Source organism: Nostoc cf. edaphicum LEGE 07299, from assembly GCF_015207245.1.
Taxonomy (GTDB): Bacteria; Cyanobacteriota; Cyanobacteriia; order Cyanobacteriales; family Nostocaceae; genus Nostoc; species Nostoc edaphicum_B.
The window spans coordinates 1-2,668 of the sequence record NZ_JADEXF010000971.1 but is presented as its reverse complement, the minus strand read 5'-3'; the positions used below and the strand labels follow the sequence as shown (position 1 = coordinate 2,668).

The window sequence follows — 2,668 nt, the reverse complement described above, 5'->3', positions numbered from 1 at the left end:
ATACCCAATATTTAGTTATGAGATGAGCGAAATAGATGACTATGTTCGGGATGATATAAACGCGATCGCCCTTTTGTTGTTGAGAGGGCTGGACTAATTATATAAAGTGTGGTGCGAATTAATTCTTCTTTATGAGTACATTCCGCCATTTGATTCAGAGGGACAACCCTGATTTTCTCATCGGGCCATCCGATGCGAAAGCAAATTGCAATGGGGGTTTCGGCTGGATAATGTTCGAGTAGTTTGGCTTGGGCATTTTCGACATGACGCGCACTTAGATATAGGCAAAGGCTAGCCTGATGTGCCGCAAGAGTAGCTAATTCCTCATTGGCTGGGACTTCTGTACGTCCACTAATACGAGTCAAAATGATGGTTTGGACTAAACCGGGGACAGTCAACTCTACTTTGAGTTTGGCAGCTGCGGCTTGAAAAGCGCTGATACCTGGTATGACTTCAAAAGGAATATTTGCCTCTGCGAGGAGGTGCATTTGCTCGTGGATGGCGCTGTAGAGACTAGGATCGCCAGAATGGAGACGTACTAGAGATTTGTGCTGCGATCGCACTCTATCGATCATAATCGCTAAAATTTCTTCTAAAGTCTGATTCGCAGTTCTAATTATCTCGGCATCTTTTCGGCAAAGTTCTAAAATTTGTTCGGGTATTAAAGAATCAGCAAATAAAATTACATCAGCAACAGCCAGTAGTTTCTGCGCCTTCACCGTTAATAAGTCAGGATCTCCAGGGCCTGCTCCGACAATATACACAGATGGTTCTACAGCATATAGTGTGTTTTTATAGCTTAGGCTTTCAGTATATTCACTTTTAGAAGAACACACGGCAATCCCTCAAAAAAATTTTTTGGCAAATTCTTCAGTATCTTTCCGGATTCACCCTCTTTCCTTAGTAGAGAGTAATGGTAGATGCACCCTGGTTAAGCCCTAGAGAATACTCTGGGGCATTTTTTTTTGGGCATTGGGCATGGGGCATTGGGCATTGAATATTTAATTATGCTCTCTTTTCCACATCCCCTTCATCCCTAGTCCCTCATCTCCCACTCTCCCCATTTCCCTTAAGAGTAGGAACTACATCGGGTAAAGGGCGTTTGAGTAAGTAAAGCCAAGCTAATCCCACTAATCCCAATAGAATTCCTAGACTACTGACTACTTGTGCCATCCGTAACGGCCCCAGCATCAAGCTATCAGTGCGAAAACCTTCAATCCACAAGCGTCCTAAGCTGTAGGCTGGCCAGTAAATTAGAAACAGTGTGCCTACCTTTAAGCGTGGCTTACCGGATAAAGACCGGAAAAACAAAGTTATTAGTAGCGTAAACACCATTAAATCCCATACAGATTCGTAGAGGAAGGTGGGATGAAAGTAATCGAAACTAACATACTCTAAAGGACGATGGTCTTGTGGAATATAGAGTTTCCAGGGTAAATTAGTCGGATCGCCAAAAGCTTCAGAATTAAAAAAATTGCCCCAACGTCCGATCGCTTGCCCTAAAATCAGCGAAGGTGCTACTAAATCTGCCAGTTGCCAAAAAGAAACCTGCTTGATTTTGGCAAAGATTAACGCAGCCACAACGCCACCAAGAATTGCTCCATGAATGGCAATACCTCCTTCCCAAATCGCAAAAATTTTTCCTGGAGTGGGGGCATATTTTGACCACTCAAAAAAAACGTAATATAGTCGTGCGCCAGGAATTGCCCCAATCAACAACCAAAAGAACAAATCGCCTAGCAACTCAGGATTAACATTACGGCGCTTTGCCAAATTCTGGGAAAGGATGACGCCAATTAACACTGCTGTGGCAATTAATAAGCCGTACCAACGAATAGTTAGTGGTCCTATTTTCACCAGAATCGGTCCTGGAGAAGTAAATTGAAACGCCAAGGGCAAGGTGGAAACATCCAGTGCCATGAAAAATTACCTAGAAAAGTTCGTTAACTACCCGCGCACTTAGCTAAGTACGGAGTTTCTTGTGTCTCGAATACTGTAACTACACTTGAATCTTCCACAATATTGTGGGGACGTAGGTAAAAATCCAGTATTCATATTTAGGAGTCTAGTTCCTAACGCCTAGTTGAGCATAACTTGTGCCACTAAAACAATTGAGTTTACCATCCTTACCGAGAGCGCAAGATGGTAGATTTGAGTAAGTTACACAAAATGGTTTCGATATAATCACCTAAACAACTTTGATATATTTAAAATTGTGATAGCTATTTATCCTGGTAGCTTCGACCCCATCACCTTGGGACACCTCGATCTTATCCAGCGCGGTAGTCGGCTGTTTGAGCGGGTGATTGTCGCTGTACTGCGGAATCCTAACAAAATGCCACTTTTTAGTGTAGAGCAACGACTAGATCAGATCCGTCTTTCTGCACAACATCTACCTAATGTAGAAGTCGCCAGCTTTGATGGTCTTACCGTCAACTATGCCCAAATGCGACAAGCACAAGTTTTGATCCGGGGTCTACGAGCTGTGTCAGATTTTGAAGTGGAACTGCAAATGGCTCACACCAATAAAACTCTTTCTACCCAAATAGAAACAGTTTTTCTCGCAACCTCAAATGAGTATAGTTTTTTAAGTAGTAGTGTGGTAAAAGAGATTGCAAGGTTTGGTGGCTCTATCGATCATCTCGTTCCCCCACACATTGCCCTAGAT

General features: G+C 42.9%; 3 protein-coding genes. 1 reads left to right on the top strand and 2 read right to left on the bottom strand.

Annotated elements, in window-relative coordinates; genetic code table 11:
* Positions 1–11: 11 nt before the first annotated feature.
* Both cobM and lgt read right to left on the bottom strand, forming a co-directional pair.
* On the bottom strand, positions 12–836 hold the full coding sequence (gene cobM, locus IQ229_RS23295; RefSeq protein WP_194047830.1) for a precorrin-4 C(11)-methyltransferase: 825 nt from the start codon (positions 834–836) through the stop codon (positions 12–14).
* Between the two features lie 208 nt (positions 837–1,044).
* On the bottom strand, positions 1,045–1,920 hold the full coding sequence (gene lgt, locus IQ229_RS23290; RefSeq protein ID WP_194047828.1) for a prolipoprotein diacylglyceryl transferase: 876 nt from the start codon (positions 1,918–1,920) through the stop codon (positions 1,045–1,047).
* A gap of 295 nt (positions 1,921–2,215) precedes the next feature.
* Here lgt and coaD point away from each other — a divergent pair.
* Positions 2,216–2,668, top strand: a 453-nt coding sequence (coaD, locus tag IQ229_RS23285) for a pantetheine-phosphate adenylyltransferase (protein ID WP_194047826.1), incomplete at its 3' end; no start/stop codon positions are given.

What these genes read in the sequence shown, in the direction of transcription:
- lgt (WP_194047828.1), bottom strand. Translation starts at nt 1,920, where the DNA reads ATGGCACTGGATGTTTCCACCTTGCCCTTGGCGTTTCAATTTACTTCT.